At 41.5% G+C, this 21,678-nt stretch carries 23 protein-coding genes; 4 read left to right on the top strand and 19 right to left on the bottom strand.

Translation table 11 applies throughout. From position 1 onward, the window contains the following. Positions 1 to 79 precede the first annotated feature (79 nt). The 4 genes from pssA to AC0NJP_RS02955 all read right to left on the bottom strand — a co-directional run bounded on the left by pssA (position 80) and on the right by AC0NJP_RS02955 (position 4,355). Positions 80 to 760, bottom strand: a complete 681-nt coding sequence (gene pssA, locus AC0NJP_RS02970; RefSeq protein ID WP_474038525.1) for a CDP-diacylglycerol--serine O-phosphatidyltransferase — start codon at positions 758 to 760, stop codon at positions 80 to 82. Next, positions 757 to 1,395, bottom strand: a complete 639-nt coding sequence (locus AC0NJP_RS02965; RefSeq protein WP_474698716.1) for a phosphatidylserine decarboxylase family protein — start codon at positions 1,393 to 1,395, stop codon at positions 757 to 759. The genes pssA and AC0NJP_RS02965 overlap by 4 nt, the downstream gene beginning before the upstream one ends. A gap of 137 nt (positions 1,396 to 1,532) precedes the next feature. Continuing rightward, the gene (locus tag AC0NJP_RS02960) at positions 1,533 to 2,276 is read right to left on the bottom strand and encodes a WecB/TagA/CpsF family glycosyltransferase (RefSeq protein WP_474698715.1); all 744 of its coding nucleotides are present in this window, start codon (positions 2,274 to 2,276) and stop codon (positions 1,533 to 1,535) included. A gap of 57 nt (positions 2,277 to 2,333) precedes the next feature. Continuing rightward, positions 2,334 to 4,355: a transglycosylase domain-containing protein gene (locus AC0NJP_RS02955; protein ID WP_474698714.1), complete on the bottom strand. Its 2,022-nt coding sequence runs from the start codon at positions 4,353 to 4,355 to the stop codon at positions 2,334 to 2,336. Positions 4,356 to 4,477: 122 nt separating this feature from the next. Here AC0NJP_RS02955 and AC0NJP_RS02950 point away from each other — a divergent pair, with 122 nt between their 5' ends. Next, positions 4,478 to 5,383 (top strand): polysaccharide deacetylase family protein, encoded by a 906-nt coding sequence (locus AC0NJP_RS02950; RefSeq protein WP_474698713.1) that lies wholly within the window; start codon positions 4,478 to 4,480, stop codon positions 5,381 to 5,383. An 88-nt stretch (positions 5,384 to 5,471) separates the two neighbouring features. On the opposite strand, the gene guaB is transcribed toward AC0NJP_RS02950, so the two are convergent. Next, positions 5,472 to 6,923 (bottom strand): IMP dehydrogenase, encoded by a 1,452-nt coding sequence (gene guaB, locus AC0NJP_RS02945; RefSeq protein ID WP_474698712.1) that lies wholly within the window; start codon positions 6,921 to 6,923, stop codon positions 5,472 to 5,474. Between the two features lie 261 nt (positions 6,924 to 7,184). Between guaB and AC0NJP_RS02940 the strand changes: the two genes are divergently transcribed. After that, positions 7,185 to 8,090 carry a chemotaxis protein gene (locus tag AC0NJP_RS02940; RefSeq protein WP_474038519.1) on the top strand — a complete coding sequence of 302 codons (906 nt, stop codon included), beginning with the start codon at positions 7,185 to 7,187 and terminating at the stop codon, positions 8,088 to 8,090. 62 nt (positions 8,091 to 8,152) lie between these two features. Here the strand turns inward: AC0NJP_RS02940 and AC0NJP_RS02935 are convergent, their stop codons facing one another. From AC0NJP_RS02935 to thiD, 10 genes are all read right to left on the bottom strand, one after another. Further along, positions 8,153 to 8,401, bottom strand: coding sequence for a 2-hydroxymuconate tautomerase (locus tag AC0NJP_RS02935; RefSeq protein WP_474038744.1), 249 nt, complete (start codon positions 8,399 to 8,401; stop codon positions 8,153 to 8,155). Beyond that, a complete protein-coding gene (locus AC0NJP_RS02930) occupies positions 8,398 to 9,558 on the bottom strand; it encodes an iron-containing alcohol dehydrogenase (RefSeq protein ID WP_474698711.1) in 1,161 nt (386 codons plus the stop codon). The genes AC0NJP_RS02935 and AC0NJP_RS02930 overlap by 4 nt, the downstream gene beginning before the upstream one ends. Before the next feature lie 72 nt (positions 9,559 to 9,630). Further along, the gene (locus AC0NJP_RS02925; protein WP_474698710.1) at positions 9,631 to 10,782 is read right to left on the bottom strand and encodes an ABC transporter substrate-binding protein; all 1,152 of its coding nucleotides are present in this window, start codon (positions 10,780 to 10,782) and stop codon (positions 9,631 to 9,633) included. A gap of 164 nt (positions 10,783 to 10,946) precedes the next feature. Then, positions 10,947 to 12,263 carry a 4-aminobutyrate--2-oxoglutarate transaminase gene (gabT, locus tag AC0NJP_RS02920; protein ID WP_474698709.1) on the bottom strand — a complete coding sequence of 439 codons (1,317 nt, stop codon included), beginning with the start codon at positions 12,261 to 12,263 and terminating at the stop codon, positions 10,947 to 10,949. Positions 12,264 to 12,472: 209 nt separating this feature from the next. Next, positions 12,473 to 13,696 carry a PucR family transcriptional regulator gene (locus AC0NJP_RS02915; protein WP_474698708.1) on the bottom strand — a complete coding sequence of 408 codons (1,224 nt, stop codon included), beginning with the start codon at positions 13,694 to 13,696 and terminating at the stop codon, positions 12,473 to 12,475. A gap of 41 nt (positions 13,697 to 13,737) precedes the next feature. After that, entirely contained in the window at positions 13,738 to 14,298 is a 561-nt protein-coding gene (locus AC0NJP_RS02910) for a hypothetical protein (RefSeq protein ID WP_474698707.1), read from the bottom strand. A 22-nt stretch (positions 14,299 to 14,320) separates the two neighbouring features. Beyond that, positions 14,321 to 14,731, bottom strand: coding sequence for a CBS domain-containing protein (locus AC0NJP_RS02905; protein WP_474698706.1), 411 nt, complete (start codon positions 14,729 to 14,731; stop codon positions 14,321 to 14,323). A 38-nt stretch (positions 14,732 to 14,769) separates the two neighbouring features. Continuing rightward, on the bottom strand, positions 14,770 to 15,348 hold the full coding sequence (locus tag AC0NJP_RS02900) for a carbonic anhydrase (protein ID WP_474698705.1): 579 nt from the start codon (positions 15,346 to 15,348) through the stop codon (positions 14,770 to 14,772). Positions 15,349 to 15,412: 64 nt separating this feature from the next. After that, positions 15,413 to 16,618: a putative hydroxymethylpyrimidine transporter CytX gene (gene cytX, locus AC0NJP_RS02895; protein ID WP_474698704.1), complete on the bottom strand. Its 1,206-nt coding sequence runs from the start codon at positions 16,616 to 16,618 to the stop codon at positions 15,413 to 15,415. Further along, positions 16,615 to 17,418, bottom strand: coding sequence for a bifunctional hydroxymethylpyrimidine kinase/phosphomethylpyrimidine kinase (gene thiD, locus AC0NJP_RS02890; RefSeq protein WP_474698703.1), 804 nt, complete (start codon positions 17,416 to 17,418; stop codon positions 16,615 to 16,617). Before thiD ends, cytX begins: the two co-directional genes overlap by 4 nt. 175 nt (positions 17,419 to 17,593) lie before the next feature. Between thiD and AC0NJP_RS02885 the strand changes: the two genes are divergently transcribed. After that, a complete protein-coding gene (locus tag AC0NJP_RS02885; RefSeq protein ID WP_474698702.1) occupies positions 17,594 to 17,869 on the top strand; it encodes a hypothetical protein in 276 nt (91 codons plus the stop codon). Between the two features lies 1 nt (position 17,870). On the opposite strand, the gene AC0NJP_RS02880 is transcribed toward AC0NJP_RS02885, so the two are convergent. From AC0NJP_RS02880 to nspC, 3 genes are all read right to left on the bottom strand, one after another. Beyond that, positions 17,871 to 18,113: a heavy-metal-associated domain-containing protein gene (locus AC0NJP_RS02880; RefSeq protein WP_474038508.1), complete on the bottom strand. Its 243-nt coding sequence runs from the start codon at positions 18,111 to 18,113 to the stop codon at positions 17,871 to 17,873. A 127-nt stretch (positions 18,114 to 18,240) separates the two neighbouring features. Continuing rightward, positions 18,241 to 19,500, bottom strand: coding sequence for a saccharopine dehydrogenase family protein (locus AC0NJP_RS02875; RefSeq protein WP_474038507.1), 1,260 nt, complete (start codon positions 19,498 to 19,500; stop codon positions 18,241 to 18,243). Positions 19,501 to 19,532: 32 nt separating this feature from the next. Further along, positions 19,533 to 20,636 (bottom strand): carboxynorspermidine decarboxylase, encoded by a 1,104-nt coding sequence (nspC, locus tag AC0NJP_RS02870; RefSeq protein WP_474698701.1) that lies wholly within the window; start codon positions 20,634 to 20,636, stop codon positions 19,533 to 19,535. 221 nt (positions 20,637 to 20,857) lie between these two features. Between nspC and AC0NJP_RS02865 the strand changes: the two genes are divergently transcribed. Further along, on the top strand, positions 20,858 to 21,025 hold the full coding sequence (locus tag AC0NJP_RS02865; protein ID WP_474698700.1) for a hypothetical protein: 168 nt from the start codon (positions 20,858 to 20,860) through the stop codon (positions 21,023 to 21,025). Positions 21,026 to 21,099: 74 nt separating this feature from the next. On the opposite strand, the gene AC0NJP_RS02860 is transcribed toward AC0NJP_RS02865, so the two are convergent. After that, complete coding sequence (locus AC0NJP_RS02860) at positions 21,100 to 21,615, bottom strand: DUF6803 family protein (RefSeq protein ID WP_474698699.1); 516 nt, start codon at positions 21,613 to 21,615, stop codon at positions 21,100 to 21,102. Positions 21,616 to 21,678: the final 63 nt, after the last annotated feature.

Raw genomic sequence — 21,678 nt, 5'->3', positions numbered from 1 at the left:
TTCTCCTTTAAAATCCGATTTCGTATATCTATCCAAATTATCTTTGGGGACAAGCTAAAAAGGTGGCTCTTCTTATTGTTTACGACAAGGCTGATTTATAATCCAAAAGTCGTAAAATACTGTTGAAGATACCGAACACAGCATAAGTAAAGAAAGGAGCAAAGAGGTAAGAATGCGGTAATGCATAAAAAAGATATCCGCCAGTTGCCACAGCCAAAATAATGGCAATTCGGTAAATTTTTTCGCCTTTGCCTTTAAAATCAGGATAGCGAACTGTGCTAACCATTAGATAGCCAAAAATCGCTACAAAACCAAGAAACCAGTATCCTGAAGGCTGAATGCCTGTCATAATAAAAGTCGCTACAACACAGCCGCCTGCCGGAATAGGCAATCCCATAAAATAACCTTTTACAGTTGTTGTATTTACATTAAATCGTGCCAACCGCAACGCACCGCAAGTGGCGAAAAAAACAGCGACAACCTGCCCCAAAAAACCAAATTCATGCAGGCAATAAACATAAGCTAAAAAAGCTGGCGCTACACCAAAAGACACCAAATCACAGAGTGAATCAAGCTCTTTGCCAAATTCGCTGCTGACTTTAAAATAGCGGGCTGCCCGACCATCTGACCCATCGGCGATCATAGCGGCAAAAATCAATAGGGCTGCTGTGTAATAATAGCCATGAAAGGTTTGCATAATGGCAAACATGCCAAAGACTAAGTTAAGAGCCGTTAATCCATTCGGTATAATACTTTTCAACGTTGCATCCTCCCAATGATGGTTTCCCCGCCACGGACGCGATCGCCTTTCTTTACGAGGACTTCCACCGATTTGGGCATGACCAATTCCGTACATGAGGCGAATTTAATCATGCCGTACAGTTCCCCTTTGGTCAAGCTATTACCCAGCGTAACCCAGGAAACAATTCTTCTCGCTAAAATGCCGGCAATCTGCGTAACAAGCACTTTCATGCAGTCATTTTCGAGTCCAATCGAATGACGTTCATTCTCACAGCCTACCGATTCTTTGTAAGCAGGTCGAAAGCGGCCACAAGTATACTGTTGGTAAACAATTTCACCGGCAATCGGGCTGCGATTTACATGCACATCAAATACGGAAAGGAAAATCGTCACACGAATGGCTTCTTCATGTAAAAATTCTTCATCATAAAAATCTACTACACTCATGACTTTTCCATCTGCTGGAGACAAAATCAATGTATCGTCTGCGGGAATACTCCGTCTTGGATTACGAAAAAAGAACGTAACAAAACAGCATAAAACGCCAGGAATAATACTCCAGTAAATATTCATCACCATTGCAACAATAACTGTCAGGCAGGCGAGTATAGCAATGTAAATATATCCTTCTCTTACAATAGGAGCTTTAACCATCTATCCACCTCCTGATGCACCTATTTACGCACGTAAAAACAAGAAGCAAGTCAACACTTGCCCCATCTTGTCTCAAATTATTATAATATAGCCCATGTCTCTTGACAACCTTTTATCTAAGAGAATTCCTTAGCTAATCAGTTCTTTTTGGCTGCTCGTACTTTTAGCACAAATTTGGGCAGTGCCATCATCCGCATAAATCGACTCGGTTGCTTGAAAAGTCGAAAGAGCCATTCTAATCTTGCTTCTTGCATCCAAAGCGGCGCCCGCTCCATCACGCCAGCCATAACATCAAAAGTACCGCCTACGCCAATAGCGACACGAACAGCTAGTTCGTTCCGATGCTTCTCGATCCATTTTTCCTGCTTAGGAACACCAAGAGCGACAAACAATAGTTCGGCTTTGCTTTTGTTAACAGCATCAATGATCGATTTTGTCTCTTCCTCTTTAAAGTAACCATCCTGAATTCCAACAATTGTAATACCAGGATAAAGTTCGCGAGCTTTTTCAGCAGCTTTCGCAGCTACACCTGGTGCACCACCTAAAAAATAAAGGCGATACCCCGTTTTAGCGCTAATTGCAAACAGACGCTGCGCCAAATCAAAACCAGCGACTCGCTCTGGCACCGGTTTTCCCAAATAGGAGGCTGCCCAAACAACGCCAGCGCCGTCAGGAACGACTAAATCAGCTGTTGATAAAATTGAGGCAAGCTCCTGATCTTCCTGAGCCATCATCACCATTTCCGCGTTTGCTGTAGCAATCAACGAAAGTTTTTCTGTTTCTTTTGGTTTCCCCGCCACCATTGCTTCAACGCAAGTCAAAGCTTCTTCCATTGTTACAGCATCAACGGGAATCCCAAGAATACTAACCTTGTTTTGCAACCATATTCACCCTGCTTATGATTCAGTTTTATTCCAATTCTTATAAATTGTATCATATCATAAAAATCCCGGCAACTGCAGCCAAGGAATTCGCCATTTAGATTTACTCGATTCGCGATCATTCTTGTCTTTGTCTGCCTGATTGCCGCCATCGCCATTAGCGCCCGCTCCGCTCGGATTTTCCTGCATAAGTTTTCCTAAAAAAGGTTCTGTTCCCTTTATAAAGGCGCTTTTTTCCACTTCCGTGCAGCCTAAAATAGGTACACGCCCAGAATTAGCGCAAATCGGAATATTATCAGTAATATTGGCCGGTACTGGAAAAAACGCAGGCGGTTGATCTTTTAATACAGAATTCATCATGGCTCCCCAAAGACCGGCGACTTGACTGCCTGATAAACCGACAGAAGTTCGATCATCATTACCAATATAAATACCTGTTAACAGATCAGGAGTATAGCCGATAAACCAAGCTGCTTCATACTGGTCCGTTGTACCTGTTTTCCCAGCAGCACTGCGACCAATATTGCCAGCTGTGCCTGTACCAGTTTCCAAAACACCAGTCATCATTTTGGTCATAATGTAAGCAATCTCGGGACTTAAAACACTCTGTTGCATAAGCGTAGTCTCCTCAAGAACTTGATCATGTTCATCAAGCACTTTTAAGATTGCTATAGGCTTTGAATAAACGCCACCATTAGCAAAAATAGTATACGCGCTAGCCAGCTCAATTAAATTTACCCCTTGCGTTAAACCACCTAAAGCAGCAGCTAAATTATTATCTTCCGGGCGAATTGTCGTGATTCCTGCCGCTTTCGCCAAAGCCAAGGCCTTATCAATACCGATCTGCTGCGCTACTTTTACTGCTGGAATATTAATAGAATCGCGCAGAGCTTTAGACATAGTAACAGGACCGCGGTATTTCTTATCATAATTTTGCGGTTGATAACCATTAAAATTCACTGCTTCATCAAGAATAACAGCATTGGCTGTCAAGCCAGTTTGCAGAGCCGCCGCATAAAGAAAGGGTTTAAAGGCGGAACCTGGCTGCCTTGTTTCAGTAATAACCCGATTTAATTGACTTTCTTCATAATTTTTACCGCCGACCATCGCTCGAATCGCCCCCGTCTTCGGATCCAGCGTCAAGACAGCTCCCTGTTGTTTTGTTAATACTTTTTCCGCCGCTTTCTGCGTTTTGATGTCTAGTGTCGTAAATACTTTCAGTCCACCTCGGTAAACACGATTAGCACCATAGCGACCTACGAGTTCATTGGCAATGTAGTCGAGAAAATAAGATGCTTGCACTTCTCGTCGCTTTTTCCCAATCAATTGAAGCGGTTCCGCATTAGCAGCTGCCGCTTGTTCCGGCGAAATATCACCTATTTTAACCATCCCGGTTAGAATTTCAGCCCGCCGTGAAAGCGCTGCCGATAAATCGGAATAAGGCGAGTAAATATTGGGACCACGTGGCAGACCTGCCAACAAAGCGCTTTCGCCAAGCGTCAGTTCCCCGGCGTGCTTGCCAAAATAAACCTGCGCCGCCGCTTCGACGCCATAAGCGCCTTCGCCAAAATAAACCTGATTGAGATAAGCCTGCAAAATTTCCTGTTTAGAAAACCGCTGTTCTAAAATAAGAGCAAGCAGAACTTCTTTAAGTTTGCGAATGACTGTTTTTTCCTGCGTCAAAAACATGTTTTTCGCAAGCTGTTGTGTAATTGTACTACCGCCTTCCGCCAAGGTTCCCATACGAATATCAACCCATAGTGCTCGCGCCAACCCAATAGGATCCACGCCGCCATGGCTAAAAAATCGGCTGTCCTCATTATCAATAACAGCGCGCTGTAATTCATAGCTCATCGAACGAATGGGCACTACCACTCGGTTTTCTTCAAATAATTTAGAAATTAAACGACCATTTACATCAAAAACCTGCGTGGCGTTCATAAATTGCATATTTTCTAGATTATCTGTCTGTGGCAGTGTAAAAAAAGCATAAGCAAGACCTCCGAATAAAAGGAGGAACAGAGTAAGAAATAGGCCAAAAAGAAAACGAATTCCTTGATACTTGACAAGATTAGCCATGCAAAAACCTCCCTACTCTTTTAGTATACCCGAAAGCAATTTGTCTTTACGCAGGAATAGCAGGATTTACGTCGAATTTGGAATTTACACTCTTTTATTCGAAACCTGAGGTGTTAAAATTCATGCTCCAATACTCTCTATCTAAAATACTTTGCCGTGCCGCTCTGCTTTTTTGTTTATTATTAATAGCCGCGCCTCTGGCCACTTTCGCTTATGAGCACCTGACAACAGAAGAACCATCTGAACCTGCTTCTGTGTCGGTAACACCTGCCCCCGAAGCGCCGCCGCGCCTCGCTTTTACCTTAATTGCAGAAGATAATGCCTATTTAACAACTGACCAGCCTGTATACGATAACTTTCTCGTTACCGAACGGCAGCAACAGAATTTACCACTTCGTTTGCCTGAACTGATTCCTTATTATGGAACAAAGACAGTGTATTTAACCTTTGACGATGGACCTGATCCAGAAAATACGCCTTATGTCTTAGATTTACTGAAAGAATATCAGATTCACGCTACCTTTTTTCTAGTAGGAAAACAAGCTGCAGCCCATCCTGATCTAGTGAAACGAATTTTTGCGGAAGGGCATGCTATTGGCAATCATAGCTACAACCATGATTATCGTGATCTGTATCGTTCTCCTGACGCTTATTTTGCGCAGATTCATCGAACCGATGAAATTATTAAAGGTATTATCGGAGTTCGTCCACGGATTTCTCGCGCTCCAGGCGGAACGGTAGGCCATTTTCAAAAAGCGTACTGGGATCGTCTAAAAACGGAAGGCTATCGTGATATTGCCTGGAATATTAGTTCAGGCGATGCATCAGACGGTAAAGCGGCTGATCTTTACGGCAATATAGCAGAACAAATCCAGCGCCAAGCGCTCTGGAGCCATGCAATCGTTCTCATGCATGATGGAACAGGCCATAAAGAAACCATGAAAGCATTGCGTAATATTATCGAGTTGTTTCGCTCGCAAGGCTTTGAATTTAAAGTAGTCAATATGCGTACACCGACTGCTTGGTAATAATAAATGAATAAAAGAACCGCCGTTTTCTTCCTATTGTAAGAAAACGGCGGCTTTTTATTATGTTTTAGAGCTGTTTAAAGAAGAATTACAGACTGTAGTTAGGCGCTTCTTTTGTAATGTTAATATCGTGCGGATGACTTTCCTTGAGACCTGCTCCAGTAATACGAATAAAAGTACTATCTTTATGAAGTGCGGCAATGTCTTTTGTACCGCAATAACCCATGCCAGCGCGAAGTCCGCCAACAAGTTGGAAAATCGTATCAGCTACAGCGCCTTTGTAAGGAACGCGACCTTCAATTCCTTCTGGAACCAGCTTGTCCATATTTTCCTGAAAGTAACGATCCTTACTGCCTGCAGCCATTGCCGAAAGCGATCCCATGCCGCGATACACTTTATAGCTCCGACCTTGATAGATTTCCGTTTCTCCTGGACTTTCTTCCGTGCCAGCAAAGATGTTGCCAAGCATAACAACATTTGCGCCAGCTGCTAAGGATTTTACAACATCGCCAGAGTATTTAATACCGCCGTCAGCAATAATCGGAATGCCGGAAGCTTGCGCCGCCATAGCGCAATCATATACAGCTGTAATTTGCGGTACACCAATACCGGCAATAACACGAGTTGTGCAGATTGAGCCTGGTCCAATACCGACTTTTACAGCGTCAACGCCAGCAGCAATCAAATCACGCGTTGCTTCTGCCGTAGCGACATTACCAGCAATTAAATCAAGTTCAGGATACAACGATTTAATTTTTTCGACAGCTTTTAATACGCCCAACGAATGACCATGGGCTGTATCAACAACAATTACGTCAACTTTAGCAGCGACAATTGCTTGGATACGATCGAGCATATCAGCGCCAACACCAACAGCAGCAGCAACAAGGAGACGGCCTTTTCCATCTTTTGCCGAGTTAGGGTATTTTTGCGCCTTTTCAATATCTTTAATTGTAATAAGTCCTTTTAAATTGCCTTGTTCATCTACAAGCGGCAATTTTTCAATTCGATGCTTACCTAGGATCACTTTTGCTTCTTCCGGCGAAGTGCCTACAGGAGCTGTAATCAAATGTTCCTGGGTCATACATTCAGAAATTTTTAAAGAAAGATTCGTTTCAAACCGCAAGTCGCGGTTTGTCAGGATACCGACAAGTTTTTCCTGTCTAGTAATAGGAACCCCGGAAATCCGATATTTTTCCATCAAATTTTGGGCGTCTTGCAGTGTGTTTTCTGGTGATAAGAAAATCGGATCTACAATGATACCATGTTCGGAACGCTTTACTTTATCAATTTCATTTGCTTGACGCTCAATAGACATATTTTTGTGAATAACACCAATACCGCCTTCACGCGCCATAGCAATCGCCATTCTAGCTTCCGTAACTGTGTCCATGCCGGCGCTCATAATCGGAACATTGAGCTTAATATTTTTAGTCAGATTTGTTGCAACACTTACTTCGCGCGGCAAAACCTCTGACTTAGCTGGAACAAGTAGTACATCATCAAATGTTAGTCCTTCTTTTGCAAACTTATTATCCATAATCGACTCCTCTCATGATTCCTGTATAAGTATTTCAAATATAATACCACAAATGCTAGTAAGGAATCCACCCTTTTTTACCGATTCTATAAAATTTTACAATCTTTTTATTTCCTACTCATTATTAGCGAATATTATGTAGGATTAGCAGGAAATAGGGCAGTCAACGGAAAATATATTCTAATAAGACATAGTCGCTTGTAAATTCAGCAGTTGAATTGTCTTCAAATGCATTTATTAAAGAAAAAGGAAGGGAATTACATGGCTAATGATAAAAAAGGGATTTTATTAGAAACCGGTACAAATGAATTTGAAATCGTGGAGTTTACCGTAGGCCCTACTCACTATGGCATTAATGTTGCAAAGGTCCGTGAAGTTATCAATCATGTTCCTGTTACCATTATGCCTAATGCCCATCCCTATGTGGACGGTGTCTTCACATTACGTGGCCGCGTAATGCCTCTTGTTAATCTGCCGCGCGTTCTCGGCGTTCAGGGTCAATCTACGTCGCCTAAAATTATTGTCAGTGAACTCAATAATTATTTTGTGGGCTTTCTTGTCGATGAGGTTTCCCGGATTCATCGTATTTCCTGGACCGAAATGGAGCCGCCGCCGAATATCTCCGAATCAGAAATGGTTGTAGGCATTGTGAAAATGGCAGAAAAAATGGTCATTCTTCTTGACTTTGAACGGATTATTTCCGTAATCAATCCAGAAATCAACGAAAAAATGACGACCCTGCCTGATGCTGTTCCAGATATTGCACCAAAACGCCGCAAAAAAACCATTTTGGTAGCAGAAGATTCTCGGATGCTGCGTGATCTGCTTGTAGAAACACTACATGTGTCTGGCTATGAAAATATTATCTTTACCGAAAATGGTCAAGAAGCTTGGAATCGGTTAGAAGCCATGGCGAAAGATGATAAACCGATTGAAGAAAAACTCCATTTAGTCATTACCGATATTGAAATGCCGCAAATGGATGGCCATCATTTGACGAACAAAATTAAACAGCATGACAAGTTAAAGAAGCTTCCTGTTATTATCTTCTCTTCTCTCATCAACGAAGAAATGCGTCGTAAAGGTGAAACCATCGGTGCCACTGCTCAAGTATCAAAACCTGAAATTGCACAACTAATTGATTTAGTTGACAAATATGTTCTATAAAATTTAAGTTACATAAAAAAATCCGTGAAGCTTTACGCTCACGGATTTTTTATGTTTTTGATTTATCGATCGCAGCGAAGCACGCCGCCTTCCGACAAATGTTCTTTTGGCATTTCACGCAAAATAATCTTGACCGCATCAGCCGGGCACGCAGCTGTTTCAACAATCGCTTCCGTCACTTTTTTAGCTAATGCCCGTTTTTGTTCTAAGGTGCGACCTTCCAATAAATCAATTTGCACAATCGGCATATTTATAGCCTCCCTTAATAGAATAAGGTATCTATTCTGCTCAAAAAGATGATTTCCTGCTATTGAAGGGCTTTGCGCACAATTCGTTCTAGATTTTTCTGCGTGAGTTGCCGCGGGCTATTGGGTAGAAGACGATAAGACAAAGCATCAGGAACAATTTTTTCAACAACAGATTCGTCAAGCCCGATCTCTCCCAACCCTTTAGGAATCGAAATATCTTCTTTTAACTTTACTATAGCTGCTACGGCTTGATGAGCAGCATCTCTTTGAGTCAGCCCAGCTATATTTTCGCCTAAAGCTAGCGCGATTTGTATAAACTTACTATAATCGGCAATTAAGCACTCCTCCATCACAAAGGGAAGCATGATGCCATTGGCAATGCCATGGGCAATACCAAACTGCGCGCCTAGCGGATGGGCTAGTCCGTGAACAGCGCCAAGACCAGCGTTTGTAAAAGCAGCTCCAGCCATCAAACTCGCTAGCGCCATCTGACTTCTCGCCTCTAAATGATCGCCATTGGCATAAGCTACACGAAGCCACTGCCCAATCATTCTAATTGACTGAAGCGCCAGAGCATCGCTAATCGGCTCCGCCTTTGTAGCAATATAGGCTTCAATAGCATGAGTTAAAGCATCAATGCCCGTAGCCGCAGTTACACTTTGGGGCATCGACACATGTAGACGAGGATCAACAATAGCAAGGTGCGGCAGCATGAGTGGATGAGCCACGCCAATTTTTTCTTGCTTTTCCTTATCTGTCGTCACAGCTCCAGCCGTTACCTCGCTGCCTGTCCCAGCCGTAGTAGGAATACAGATCAGCGGCAATGCTGCTTTTTCTACCTGTCGACTTCCCTTCATATAGTTCCGGATAGATCCCCCATTTGTCAAAACCATCGAGATCGATTTAGCCGCATCCATAGGACTGCCGCCGCCAAAAGCAATGATTAGATCAGCGCCGAATTCTTTTGCCGCTAAAACACCTTGATCTACCGTTTCAATACCTGGGTCTGCTTCCACATCAGAAAAAATCTGAACATCAATGCCAACCTCTTGTAAAGCATGCAAAATAATCGGCAAATAAGGCGATTGTTTAGTTGCCGTCTTACCTGTAACAAGAAAAGCCTTTGATGCTTTAAGTTTTTTACATTCCGCTCCAATTTGTCCTATTGTGTTTTCACCAAAAAGAACCGTTGTGGGAAATCGAAAAAAGAAATCATTCATACTAGTCCCTCTCCTACATTGGCAGCCGCGGCACAAAGTCTCTAAACTTTACTGCCGCGGCTGCTTGTCTTTTTATGGATTAATCGTCGTTTTATAAACTTGCTTGCCATCCTTCATTTCCATAACGACAGCACTCTTTACAGGATTGTGGTATTTATCAAGCGTAACCAAACCAGTTACAAGTTGTAAATCTTTAATTTTCGTCAAAGCATCTTTAATTTTGACCGGATCAGCGCTATTGGCATTTTTGATAGCGGCTATAGCCATGCAAGCAGCATCATAGCCAAGAACTGCCGGTGCATCAGGAACTTGGTTATACTCTTTCTTGAAAGCTTCGACAAATTTATCAATCTGCGGATTGCTGTTATCAGGCGCATAATGATTTGAAAAGTAAGTGTTATTAAGAGCCTGCGCGCCAGCAATTTCTACAAGTTTCGGTGAATCCCATGCATCACCGCCAATGATAGGAATCATGATACCCATTTCACGGGCCTGCTTTACAATTTTAGCGACATCTTCATAATAGCCTGGCACAAATAAAACATCAGGGTTTGTTGCTTTTATTTTTGTCAAAATAGCTTTATAATCCTGATCTTTTTGCAAGTAGGCTTCTTTCGCTACTATTTTTCCGCCGCTTTTTACAAAATTATCTTCAAAGTACTGAGCCAGACCTTTGGAATAATCGGCACTGTTATCTACATAGATTGCTGCTGTTTTAGCATGAAGATCTTTGGCGGCAAATCCGGCCATAACAGTGCCTTGAAATGGATCGATAAAACAAACACGGAACGCGTATTCATTCACCTTTTCGCCATCTGCCGTCACCTTCGGATTTGTTGCAAAGGGTGTAATAAATGGGATCTTGTTATCCGCAGCAATCTGTGCGCCAGCAATGGTATTCGTACTGCCGCCAGCTCCTAGAATTAACGCCACCTTATCTTGGGTAATCAATTTGGTCACGGCATTAGCGGACTCTGACGGCTCGGAGCGATTATCAGCAATGACAAAATTAATTTTTTTACCAAGTACGCCACCTGATTCATTAGCCTCTTTAAAAGCCAGTTTAATCCCTTTGGCCATGGACTCGCCCCAACTTGCCGTATTTCCTGTCATTTCAAGATTGCCACCAATTTTGATTTCATTGGAATTTCCTAACCCGCCGCTACAGCCTGACACGAGCAAAGACGCACCTAACAGTGCAACTCCGATCATCTTTTTCAACATAAACTCGCCTCCTCTTAATAGTGAAAATAAAGACGCTGGAAAGAAAGAGTTTACTTTCTTTTCGCAGCGTCTTCGCTTTTCTCGTTTTATTCTTTTATTTTTATAAGACAGGTAAGACGTTTACTTCAGTGAGTAAGAACAGCCTTGTACCTGTTTTAAACGAATTATTTACTAGCAAAACGCAAAATGTTTTTTTCTAAAACAGCTAGGCCACGATCAAGTTCCTCATCGGTAATAACTAGTGGAATCAAAAGCCTGATTACATTGCTGAAAATTCCTGCGCCAATTAGAATTACACCATCTTCTAAACAAGCCTTAATGATTTTTCCTGTCAAATCTTTATCTGGTTCTTTCGTTACCTTGTCTTTAACTAGTTCGATGCCAATCATTGAACCAACTCCGCGCACATCGCCGATAGCTGGACAGCTTTCCTGCAGTATCTTTAAACGGTCCATTGTCTTTTGGCCGATTTGTATTGCTTTTTCGCAGAGCTTTTCTGTTTCAATATACTTAATTGTTTCAATTCCTGCAGCGCATGCTAAGGGATTTCCGCCATAAGTTCCGCCAATATTGCCGCCATCAGGCGCGTCCATTACTGTTGCTTTACCAGTTACCGCACTTAAGGGAACGCCAGCAGCAATCGATTTCGCTGTTGTCATGAGATCAGGTTCGACACCCCAATGCTCAATGGCAAACATTTTACCGGAGCGAGCAAAACCAGTCTGAACTTCATCAGCAATAAACAAAATACCGTGTTTTTCACAAATTGTTTTAAGCCCTGGTAAAAATTCCGGCGGTGGTACAATAAAACCGCCTTCGCCCTGAATCGGCTCAATAATCATTGCTGCAATATGCTCCGCATCGATTTCTGCAGCAAAGAAGCGGTCGAAATTCTCTAGACAATGCATTCCGCAACCGGGATAAGAACTTTGATAATGACAGCGATAGCAGTAAGCAGAAGGGACTTTATAAATTTCCGAAGGAAACGGTCCAAAGTTATACTTATAAGGTTTTACTTTACTGGTTAATCCCATTGTCATGTAAGTTCGCCCGTGAAAAGCAGCCTCAAAAGCAATAATTCCTTTTCGCTTTGTTGCATGACGAGCAATTTTCACGGCATTTTCTACCGCTTCAGCGCCGCTATTCGCAAACATCGTTTTCTTTGGTTCTCGCCCTGGCATTAATTCATTCATTTTTTCGGCTAAGGTGATATAAGGCTCATACATGGCAATAGCAAAAAAAGAATGGAGCAAGTTTTCTGCTTGATCTTGCACAGCCTTTACGACAGGTGGCGGACAGTGCCCTGCATTGAGAACGCCTACGCCAGCATAAAAATCAAGATACTCTCGACCCTCTACATCAGTAATAACAGCACCTTTTGCCTTTTTTACAAAAATATTCGTTGAGTTGGCAATGCCTCTGGCGACAGCCTGTTGTTTACGCTGCAGTAATGTTTCTGTCTGGCTGTTCATTTGACTCATAAGAACTCCTCCTCACGAAGCGAAAAAAAAGCTAAAATCATATCTTCTTTAGATATAATTTTAGCTTCATCGCTTTGTCTGCTTATATGATTGTGTGACTTTCTCGAAGTATGAACTTATTGTAACAAAGAGTGAACGCCAGCGCCATGTGCAATACTCACAAATAGATTGGTTTTGTTTTGTGAATATATACGATATGTTGTTGGAGGTTAAGAAGACTCTGCTCCAAAAAGCTGCCGATGAATCAACGCTCCGACTTGTAAGGTAAGACGCTCATAAGGATTCGCTAAATTGCGGCCTGTCACATCTTCAATTTTCTTCAAACGATAGTCTAGTGTATTGCGATGAACAAAGAGACGTTTTGCAGTCTGCACAGCATTGCCATTTTCCTCAAAAAAAACATATAAACTTGTCACCAAGTCACTTTTATATTTCCGATCATAGGCAAGTAAGGGCTCCATCACTTCTTTATAATAGTTATACAGCGTTTCCTGTGGCAAATCCAGTAACAGCTTAAAAATGCCCAATTGTTCATAAAGATATACTGATTCTGAAGAAACGCTATATTCGCCAAATAATAAGGCTTTAGAGGCCTCGTGATAACTGCGACGAATTTCGATTGGGCTATCGGCAGATTTGCCTAGGCCAGCAGCAATTTTCACTTGGGGAAATGCTATCCTTAATTCTGCAGCAATCTCAGACAACAAGGCTTCATTGGTCTTATGGAAAGATCCTACTTTTACAGCAGGCAAAAGTAAAACAATCGTATCAAGCCAGGTCATTGATAAAGCCGTACGATTTTGTCGCGTTAAAACGCTTCTCGCAGTCTGTTCTATTTGCATTTTTAGGATAACTCGAGACTGTTCTGCTGCTTCAGTCTGCAGGAAAGAAGTCTCAGCAAGGCCCTGCAGACTAATCACACCAACTTGTTGCGGCACCGTCAGGTCGTAGTGAAGCGCCGATGATCGCTCAAATAACTCTTGTACTTGTTCAATCGGTTTTAACAGAAGCTGTTCTAAAAAATCACTGACAGATCGTTCGGCCACATGTTTCGTAACAATCAAACTGCAAATCTCTTGCGTAACTTCTACAAGTCTAACCTCCCAAGGAAGTTCAAAAATAGGAAACCCGGCTTCATCAGCAATCACTAAAATATCTTTGGGAACTGCTTCAATATAAGGACCGACATTGACAATAAGACCAGCAAGATTTTTTTGAATAATACCATGAATTAAATCCTGCAAACGATCTTTATCACCTTGTAAACCAATTCCAGTAATAATTAAAAGTTCGCCGCCCTGAACCCAGGGCAGTACGTCAGGAAGATCAATAAAGTGGACCCAGCGTACTAGCTTATTCAGCCCCGCTTCGCCTGCTACAAGCTTCGCTTTCTGCAAAGAACGGAGCTGCAGGATTTTTTGATAGCTAATCAAAAAGAATCGATCCTTTCCTGTCACTAATTATTTCATCGTTCTCACTTGTACATATCTGCTGCCTTTTCTAGTGTAGTCTGCCATATTTCATCATCATAATAGCTCTTCCATTCGCCTTTTGGGCTATAGCGGCGAATCGCCAATCGTTGCCCTAACTTATTAAAATTCTCTCTTTTTACAATACGAAAGGTATGCGAATCAGGCTGGAGCCAAACCTCAAAGATCGTGCACACTAATTCTGGGCCAAAAATCATATCCTCATACTTGTAATCATACTTTACATGAATTTTTAAAATCGCTTTGTCTGAAAAATTCGCTTTGTTTACCGTATTGCGATCAATATATAGTGTTGCTTTGCTATTATCATCGCTGAGCTGCCATGCCGAATTAGAAAGATTTGGCATGGTCTGGCCTTCATCTGTTGCTATTTCACTATTTCTACCAAAATTTTGTGTATCAGGCGTTTGGTGTTCCTGTATTTTATTTTCTTGCACCAAGGCAGTGTCTTGGGCAACTGGAAAAGTGACATACTGATAATAAAGATAGCCTCCTAGCACAGTAAGACCAAGGAACAGTCCGGTGACGATTTTAAACAGACGCATCCCCTGCCTCATAAAATTTTTTCTACTCCCATTCTTGCGACTTTTTAGCGTAATATTCAATAATCTCGCGGCGGCGAATGATGCCAATAAAAATGTCACCGTCATCAACAACAGGGATAAAATTTTGATCAATTGCTAAGGAAAGCAGACTTTCTATTTCGGCGCTCACCTTAACCGGCGTATTCGTCATCCGCCAATCAATATCTTTGAGCATCACTTTATGGGTGTTTAAAAAAGTCAGTTCAGGCGTGTTTTTCAGTTTCCAAAGTAAATCACCTTCTGTGACGGTCCCCGCGTATTTTCCATTCTCATCGATAACCGGTACTGCTGTATAACGATGATATTCCATTTTTTCCAAAGCTTGCCGCATCGTGCTTGTAATCGGCAAATAAATAACTTCTTCTTTCGGAATCAAGAAAAACGCAATATTCATAGTACATCCACCTTATCTTACTGCATTAATTTTGGTATTTAAGGACGTAGCTTCACCTGACCACTTGCTAAATGGTAGACACCGCCAGTAATTCGTGCCTTTCCTTCCGCAATTGCTTCTTTTAAAATTGGTTCAGAATGAGAAATTTTTTCGATAATTAAATCAACATTCTTAGCAATGGCATTTTCAGTAAGATCACCTTGTTCTTCCCTAGCTTGTACGACAGCAGGCTCAATTTCGGCAATCACAGAATTTAAATGTCCCAGAAACTTGGCGCCAGCAACAGCTGCTTTCACAGCACCACAATCACCATGACCGAGAACAAAAATTAAGGGTACACCTAGCTTGGCAACAGCATACTCAATGCTCCCCAAAGCAGCAGCATCCACAATTTGTCCGGCATTGCGGACAACAAAAAGGTCGCCGAGCCCCTGATCAAAAATTAGTTCAGGCGGAACCCTCGAATCAGAACAGCAGACAATAACCGCAAAAGGATTTTGGCCTGTTAAAAGTTCCGAACGCCGCTTTCCATCAAGATGCGTCCGTTGTGAGTCACCTTGACAAAACCTGTTATTTCCATCGAGTAATTTTTGTAAAGCATCTGCTGCTTTGATCATATTCTCACCAGCTCTCTCATGTTTTCTTTAGTATAATTCTATTTCGCCTAAAATCAGCATATAATTAATATAAAAATTCACGTTTTTTAGCAAATAAACGGTAGAAAAGGGCTATAAAAATAATAACAGGAATTGTAGCACCGACTACAAGCTGCATTTCAATTAATTGATAATATAAACCAACGCCAATTGCCCAAATACATAGAGCTCGCCAATTAATCAGCAAGTGATCGTGCACTCTGCGATGCTGCAACCAGAAATATTCCGTAAGCAAAATTGCAAAAAACGGTGCAAAGACAGAACCAATGGCTAATAAGAAATTTTCATACTGTTCCATATCAACAAGGAGAGCTAAAATAGTCCCGATGATTGTCATAATAAGGGCAATCGGCTTTTCCCCAAAAGCGCCGACAATATTGGAAAAACTGACGCCAGCGGAATAGGCATCAAGAAAGGTCGTCGTGACCGTTGCTAACACAACAATTCCTAATGCGGCAAGCCCCAGATTAGCTGCTAATAGCATCGCGGAAGGCTCTGGATTTGCGGCAACAAGAGCAGCGCCAAGACCAATGATATACATCCAGGAGCTACCAAAAAAATAGCCAAGCCCGCTTCCCCAAACAGCAGCTCCGTTACTTTTGGCAAACCGCGTATAATCTGCAATAAGCGGCAGCCAAGACAGCGGCATAATGACGCTTAACTCAAGGGCTTCACCGAAGCTCATCGTTCCGCTTGCTGGAAGGGAAAAAACGGCGCCATCATGAAAGACTACTTTACTTAATACAAGAGTCATGATAAACAAACAAAATACAGCAACCATATTGAGCCGTTTTAGCCCGCCCTCGCGGCCCAGTAAAATCCAGAGAAAAACAAGAGCGCCAATACCAATTCCCCATAAAGAAAAATTGTCATAATTCCAAAGTGCTTTTGTAATTTCATTGACTGATCGTGCCGCCGTCAGGATCATGACAGCAGTCCAACCGACGAGTTGTAAAATATTTAAAACAGAAAATAGATAAGATCCATATACGCCAAAAGAAATACGTATTGATACACTAGCGGGAATTCTTGCCTCAGAACCGATAAAGCCGCCTAACACTAAAATGATAGTTCCAATCAAATGGCCGAGCAAAATTGCAATAAGCCCATCCTGAAAACCAAGGGGAGCTAATAATCCGCCTGTCAAAATTTCCGCAATGGATACAGCAGCCCCAAACCAAAGAAACAGAAAGTGAGAAAAAGTAAGGTTACATTCATTCTTAAGATTCATTTTAGCAGACCTGCACTTTTGTATAAGTCATAAAAATGGTGAACTGGTCCAACGCCCTTTCCAATGGCGAAAGAATGTTCGATGGCGGTTTGAATATAGGCCTTACTTACGGCTACTGCTTCTTTTAACGATAGGCCCTTTGCTAAATTAGCCGCTAGTGCTGACGATAAGGTACAACCTGTACCATGAGTATTCTTTGTAGGAATACGCGGCGCATCAAAATGAGTAAATGCTTCGCCATCAAATAAAATATCTGTTGCTGCTGTTTCTAAATGGCCGCCTTTTAACAAGACATAACGCGGTCCTAGTTTATGAATGGCTACAGCCGCCTCTTTCATGTCTGCTACTGTGTTAATCGTTAGGCCAGTAATTTCTTCTGCCTCGGGAATGTTTGGCGTAACAATCGTAGCCAAGGGCAGCAACTCCGTAATCAGCGTATGAGCCGCTTCTGGCTGCAACAGATGATAGCCGCTTTTTGAAATCATTACAGGATCAACGACAATTTCTTTGGCCTCATAAGCAATCAGACCTTGAACAATCGTTTTTATCGTCTCTGTACGAGAAACCATCCCAATCTTTACGGCATCTACTGAAATATCAGTAAAAATTACTTCTATTTGCTTGGCAATAATCGCTTCATCAATATCTTGAACGGCAAAAACGCCTTGGGTATTTTGTGCTGTAACAGCAGTAAGAACACTCATGCCAAATACGCCTTGCGCCGAAAAAGCTTTCAAATCAGCTTGAATCCCTGCGCCACCGCTGGAATCCGAACCAGCGATTGTTAGGACTTTTTTCATGATAATCTCTCCCTTTTACATAAATAAAGAACACCCAGATAGGATGTTCTCGTAACTGCTTTCTTGGAACCATTCCTTTGTTTGAATTAAAACTGACTCTATTTGATTGACTAAACCAGTAAAACTGGGCATAATAACAAGCAGAGGTTTAAATACCAAGAAAGAAGATGGTTTTATGACTCACGCTTTGGCGCAGTCGCTACTCGCCCATCAGGTTCGCGTCGAAATTGTCGGCACCTGCCTTGGCTATCTTTCCTTTACTTACTATCTGCGCTATAAACTATTCCTCCAGAAAGAGACGAGAACTTCTCTAGCTTCTCTGCACAAGAAAAAAAACTTCTTTCTGGGGACTCTGTTCGGTTTCGCAGGCTATTGGCTGCTTATTGGTCTCTTATGTGTTGTTTACAGCAGCAAACGCCTAGCGCGTGCATTGTTTTTACAAAAAGACTGATTTAATAGCTGACTTCAAGACCTCTATCAGTAAGAAGCCCAACAATATCAGTAAGTGGCGTCTTTGCTGGGTTATAATCTACAACTGCCTTGCCACTAAAAGCATGGACATGAACATGATACACACCGGGAAGTCCCAACAAGCTTTTTTTGACAGGCAAAGCATTAATCAGATTCAGCCCTTTTAACGATAAATTCGTCTGTTCTATATTGGTATCAGCGGCACAGCCACAAGTTTTACACATCCAAACCCCTCCTCTTTGAGAATGATTTTTACTTACTTTATAAATTAGCTTTTCACAGGACTTTTCCTGCTACATAAGAAAAAAACCTTTTGCCAAATACAAGCGCAAAAGGTTTTTTTATAAGATTTTATAGGTTATCTAGATTTTCAATCACAGGTACATCAAATGAATTTGGTGCTTCCACTACTTCTGTAGGCAGCCCCATTTGATTTAAAAGTTCGATAAAGGGAGTCGGATTTAGTTCTTCCACGTTAACCATGGTTTTTACATCCCACTCGCCGCTAGCAACTAATAAAGCAGCCGCAACAGGCGGAACTCCGGCCGTATAACTGATTGCCTGCGCTTCCACTTCATTATAGCATTCCTTGTGATCACACGTATTATAAATGAAAATTTGCCGTTCTTCTTGATTCTTCGTACCGCAAATATAATTACCAATACAAGTCTTGCCAGTGTAACCAGGAGCTAGTGAAGAAGGATCAGGTAGTAGAGCTTTCAACACTTTGAGCGGCGCCACTTCCACACCTTCAGCAATTTTTATTGGTTTTTCCGAAGTCAGACCAATATTGGTTAAAACGGAAAAAACATTTAAGTAATGATCGCCAAAGCCCATCCAGAAACGAATCGAGTTGGCATCTATATTCTTAGACAGAGAATGAAGTTCATCATGACCTGTTAAATATACCGGCTGACTTCCTACAACAGGAAAATCATAGTCAACACGGATAGAATGTACCTTCTGCTGCACCCATTTGCGATCGATCCATGTCCAGACTTTCTTAAACTCTCTGAAATTGATCTCTGGATCAAAATTAGTAGCAAAGTACTTGCCATGGCTGCCTGCATTTACATCAAGAATATCGATCGTATCAATGGTATCAAAATACTCTTTTTGGGCTAAAGCACACCATGCATTCACAACGCCAGGATCAAAGCCAACGCCTAAAATAGCAGTAATGCCTTTTTCTTTACAGCGATCTTTCCGTTTCCATTCGTAATTTCCATACCAGGGCGGATTTTCGCAGACCTTATCAGGCTCTTCATGAATTGCTGTATCCATATAAACAGCGCCTGTCTCGATGCAGGCCTCTAAAACCGCCATATTAATGTAAGATTGTCCAACATTAATGACAATTTCTGATTGGGTATCTTGAATCAACTGAATCATTTCCGGGATATCTAAAGCATTCACTGTGCGTGAGTACAGCTTTTTCGACCTATCCTTCAAGTGATTTTTGCGCAACACGCTTTCAATGATTGCCTCGCATTTTTGCTGGGTACGTGAAGCGATACAGATATCCCCTAACACATCATTGTTCATCGCGCATTTATGAGCAACTACATGCGCCACGCCACCAGCACCTACAATTAAAACATTTTTTCTCATTTTTGGCCTCCCTTTACTTCTAAAAAAGTTTTTTATGATAAATTATTTAGGAAATCACTATAGGTAAATTGACGGACAAGTTCTGTTTTTCCGTCTAAGCGCCGAATTACAATTGATGGCATATTCAGTCCATTAAACCAATTTTTCTTAACCATCGTGTAGCCAGCGGCATCAGCGAAGCGAACTTCACTGCCAACAGACAACTTGTCATCAAATAAAAACGTGCCAAATACATCGCCAGCAAGGCAAGAGCGCCCTGCCACCATATACTCATGTTTACCGGCTTTTTGATTTTCTATTTTAGCATCAAGGCGATAAATCAGCAGATCCAGCATATGAGGTTCTACGGAAGCATCGACAATAGCAATGCTTTTTTCATTATGAACAATATCAACGACCTGCGTAACAAGTTCGGTACAACCAGTAATAGCGCTTTCGCCTGGTTCTAGGTAAATTTGCAAATCATACTTTTTAGCAAAAGCAGCTAATTTTTCACTGAAAGCTTCAATCGGATAGCCTTCTTTTGTGAAATAAAGTCCGCCGCCAAGACTAATCCAATCAAGCTTGATTAATAAATCGCCATATTCCTCGCCTAAGTGATCAAGTTGCTGCGAAAATGCGGCAAAATCATCATTTTCGCAATTATAATGAAACATTAAACCGCTCAGTTTTTCAATATGCCGTGCAATATCGTCTTTCTGGGCTACGCCAAGACGGGAATACTGCCGCGCTGGGTCAGCTAGATCAAAATGCGAGTAGCTTATTCCTGGATTTACGCGCAAGCCAATTTTAATGTTTTTCGCCATGTCATAATAACGTTCTAACTGCGATAGCGAATTAAATATGATTTTATCAGCAAATTTCACTACTGCCTGAACATCTTCTTTAGTATACCCCACACAGTATGCATGGGTCTCTTTGCCAAATTTTTCTTTACCAAGCTTAGCTTCAAATAAAGAACTAGATGTTGTACCAGCCATATATTGCTGCATGAGCGGAAAAACTGACCACGTAGAAAAACATTTTAATGCTAACACAGATTTTGCACCTGATAACTCATGTACTTTAGCAATAATTTTTAAATTACGTAGTAATTTCGTCTCATCAATTAAATAGTAGGGCGTTGTAAATTCCATGCCTCAAAACTCCTGTCTAACGCTGCTATATTTATGTCAATCGCAAAAACCTGTTAAAACTCATGGTTTTAATAATAACAAAAACTAAGTCATTTGTCGATTATTCTTTTTGTGCCCTTTCTTTCTAGTCAGCTCTGCCAACTTGACAAATTACAATTATTATAATAAGTTAATTATTAACAGATATTATTTATTTTTCATTTCGAAGGGGAGGCTTTATAATGACTGCATCTCAGACTGAGCAAGATCTAAAAATTTCGGACGAAAGTAAATTGAAAAAAAGCGAGTCGCTTGATTCCGCCAGTTGTTGTGTTTCACGCTGCGATGATGTTTATGCAATGGATGCAACTGCCTGTATCGGCTGTAGCTCATGCCCTGAACTAGAATAGTCTAAAGTGATACAAAAAAACACGACATGAATTTGTCGTGTTTTTTTATTGCAGTAAGCTTTGTTTAGTGAGTTTTATGGATGCTGCATGTGTTGCATATGCTGCATCGGGTTAGTTGCTGGATTCGGATTCCATCCCATAATTGTTGGATCTACCATGCCAAAAATCATTGCAATATGACCAACTATGAGAAATAACGTTAACAAAACAAAGTGAAGTTTCATTTTTTCACTATCGCTTTTATGCTTACCAATTAAGCCAAGCTCAAGAAGCGCTATACTAAACAAAGGCACAACACCACTCAAATAAAACCCCACTGCCAAAACATCAGCAGCACCACGCCACTGTATATGGGGCACTGCGGTAATTAATAAATTTAAAAATACGCCTAGAAAATAGAAGCCAAGTACAATCCCTATTCTTCGATTCCAATTGCGCCAACTTGCCTGTTGCGTCGTCCCGCGCAAATATACCGTAAAAAACTCAGTCGCTACCAACGCTTCCGCTAATATGACCGGAACCGCCATATACATAATAAGATTCCAAGGCTGATTCACAGCCAAAAGTTCCATATAATGAGTCATATTCATAAGTAAGACCCCCTCCTTTTGGTTTCTTATTTATTATAGCCATTACTTATGAAGAAATTATGA

The sequence above is a fragment of the Pelorhabdus sp. sgz311002 genome (assembly GCF_056134285.1).
Note: the sequence above shows the minus strand (reverse complement) of the source record. Positions and strands in the feature narration are given on the sequence as shown.

Coding starts and splice junctions, on each gene's coding strand:
- thiD (WP_474698703.1), bottom strand. CDS start 17,418: ATGAAAAAAGTCCTAACAATCGCTGGTTCGGATTCCAGCGGTGGCGCA.
- guaB (WP_474698712.1), bottom strand. CDS start 6,923: ATGGATAATAAGTTTGCAAAAGAAGGACTAACATTTGATGATGTACTA.
- AC0NJP_RS02885 (WP_474698702.1), top strand. CDS start 17,594: ATGACTCACGCTTTGGCGCAGTCGCTACTCGCCCATCAGGTTCGCGTC.
- AC0NJP_RS02865 (WP_474698700.1), top strand. CDS start 20,858: ATGACTGCATCTCAGACTGAGCAAGATCTAAAAATTTCGGACGAAAGT.
- AC0NJP_RS02940 (WP_474038519.1), top strand. CDS start 7,185: ATGGCTAATGATAAAAAAGGGATTTTATTAGAAACCGGTACAAATGAA.
- gabT (WP_474698709.1), bottom strand. CDS start 12,263: ATGAGTCAAATGAACAGCCAGACAGAAACATTACTGCAGCGTAAACAA.
- AC0NJP_RS02900 (WP_474698705.1), bottom strand. CDS start 15,348: ATGATCAAAGCAGCAGATGCTTTACAAAAATTACTCGATGGAAATAAC.
- AC0NJP_RS02880 (WP_474038508.1), bottom strand. CDS start 18,113: ATGTGTAAAACTTGTGGCTGTGCCGCTGATACCAATATAGAACAGACG.
- cytX (WP_474698704.1), bottom strand. CDS start 16,618: ATGAATCTTAAGAATGAATGTAACCTTACTTTTTCTCACTTTCTGTTT.
- AC0NJP_RS02930 (WP_474698711.1), bottom strand. CDS start 9,558: ATGAATGATTTCTTTTTTCGATTTCCCACAACGGTTCTTTTTGGTGAA.
- AC0NJP_RS02950 (WP_474698713.1), top strand. CDS start 4,478: ATGCTCCAATACTCTCTATCTAAAATACTTTGCCGTGCCGCTCTGCTT.
- AC0NJP_RS02860 (WP_474698699.1), bottom strand. CDS start 21,615: ATGAATATGACTCATTATATGGAACTTTTGGCTGTGAATCAGCCTTGG.
- AC0NJP_RS02875 (WP_474038507.1), bottom strand. CDS start 19,500: ATGAGAAAAAATGTTTTAATTGTAGGTGCTGGTGGCGTGGCGCATGTA.
- AC0NJP_RS02910 (WP_474698707.1), bottom strand. CDS start 14,298: ATGCGTCTGTTTAAAATCGTCACCGGACTGTTCCTTGGTCTTACTGTG.
- nspC (WP_474698701.1), bottom strand. CDS start 20,636: ATGGAATTTACAACGCCCTACTATTTAATTGATGAGACGAAATTACTA.
- AC0NJP_RS02905 (WP_474698706.1), bottom strand. CDS start 14,731: ATGAATATTGCGTTTTTCTTGATTCCGAAAGAAGAAGTTATTTATTTG.
- AC0NJP_RS02965 (WP_474698716.1), bottom strand. CDS start 1,395: ATGGTTAAAGCTCCTATTGTAAGAGAAGGATATATTTACATTGCTATA.
- AC0NJP_RS02925 (WP_474698710.1), bottom strand. CDS start 10,782: ATGTTGAAAAAGATGATCGGAGTTGCACTGTTAGGTGCGTCTTTGCTC.
- AC0NJP_RS02955 (WP_474698714.1), bottom strand. CDS start 4,355: ATGGCTAATCTTGTCAAGTATCAAGGAATTCGTTTTCTTTTTGGCCTA.